This window comes from uncultured Campylobacter sp. (genome assembly GCF_937997595.1).
Classification (GTDB): domain Bacteria; phylum Campylobacterota; class Campylobacteria; order Campylobacterales; family Campylobacteraceae; genus Campylobacter_B.
The window spans coordinates 1-1,084 of record NZ_CALKTS010000044.1 but is presented as its reverse complement, the minus strand read 5'-3'; the positions used below and the strand labels follow the sequence as shown (position 1 = coordinate 1,084).

The 1,084-nt window shown below is 49.4% G+C and carries 1 protein-coding gene and 1 pseudogene; both read left to right on the top strand.

From position 1 onward, the window contains the following. Positions 1 to 376: molybdopterin dinucleotide binding domain-containing protein (locus tag Q0614_RS01390; RefSeq protein ID WP_298785973.1), on the top strand; the 376-nt coding region annotated here is incomplete at its 5' end. Positions 377 to 726: 350 nt separating this feature from the next. Then, a pseudogene (locus tag Q0614_RS01385) lies at positions 727 to 1,084 on the top strand (hypothetical protein); the annotation flags it as partial.

The window sequence follows — 1,084 nt, the reverse complement described above, 5'->3', positions numbered from 1 at the left end:
AAATTTCGCCGAGGTTAGCGGCAGAGAGCCGGTGCTGATAAATCCAAAAGACGCCAAAGCGCGCGGGCTTGCGAACGGCGACATCGTGCGCGTTTTTAACGACCGCGGAGAAATTTTAGCGGGCGTGCTCGTTACCGACATCGTGCCCGAGCGCGTCGCAGCGATCTGCGAGGGCGCGTGGTACGATCCCGAGGTTTGGGGCGAGAAAAGCCTCTGCCAGCACGGCTGCGTAAACGTACTTACGTTTGACAAAGGCACGTCAAGTCTCGCGCAAAGCAACTCGGCTCACACCGTGCTAGCTCAAATTGAGAAATTTAAGGGAGAGATTAAACCTATAACGGCGTTTAGTAAACCTAAAATCCTACAATCCTTGTAGCGCGTTGTCTTTTGAGCGCTTTTTGCGGAGCTAGTAAAATTTCGGCTCAATGAACTATGTGTTCTATCTACGCCGAAATTTTACGTCGCAACCACAAAAATCATCTCAAAATACTTCCGCTTGTCTTTTTGTGCTCAAATTTGGTGAAAATTTGAGCACAATTTACTTCTTTTGTGTGCGTCAAATTTGAATGTAAATTTTGCTCAGGTTAGAAACTCTGCTAAAATTCGTTCAAATTTAACCCAAAGGCAGCGCCGTGCAAATCCCGAATTTGATCCGAAATTTTATCCGCAAACGCATAGTTTCGGAGTGCATTTTGCTGCCGTTTTTCTATCCTGACGAGGGCGAGTTTGAGAGTTTTCAGGAGGGGGTATAGGCTCGCTAGCCGCAAAACGAGCGAGGAGCTAGCAAACGACGCACCCAAGCAGTGGCGCAAGAGTTGGCGGGTCATCGCGCGTAACGGCATGGACGATCCGTTTTTCGTGGATTTTGCTCTTGGGGATGCCTCACCCGTTTACTTCGCCTATCACGGCGCGGGCTTTTGGGAGGCGATAAAGGTTGCGGACGACATCGTTAAATTTGAAGAAATTTTAACTGCACTTGCCGCGCTTGAGCCGCCTTGCTCTATTGAGCTGATCGCGCCGCTTGCGGATTTAAACAACGAATTTTATCGCGAGCTGGTGGACGACTACGCGCAGCAAGATGAAG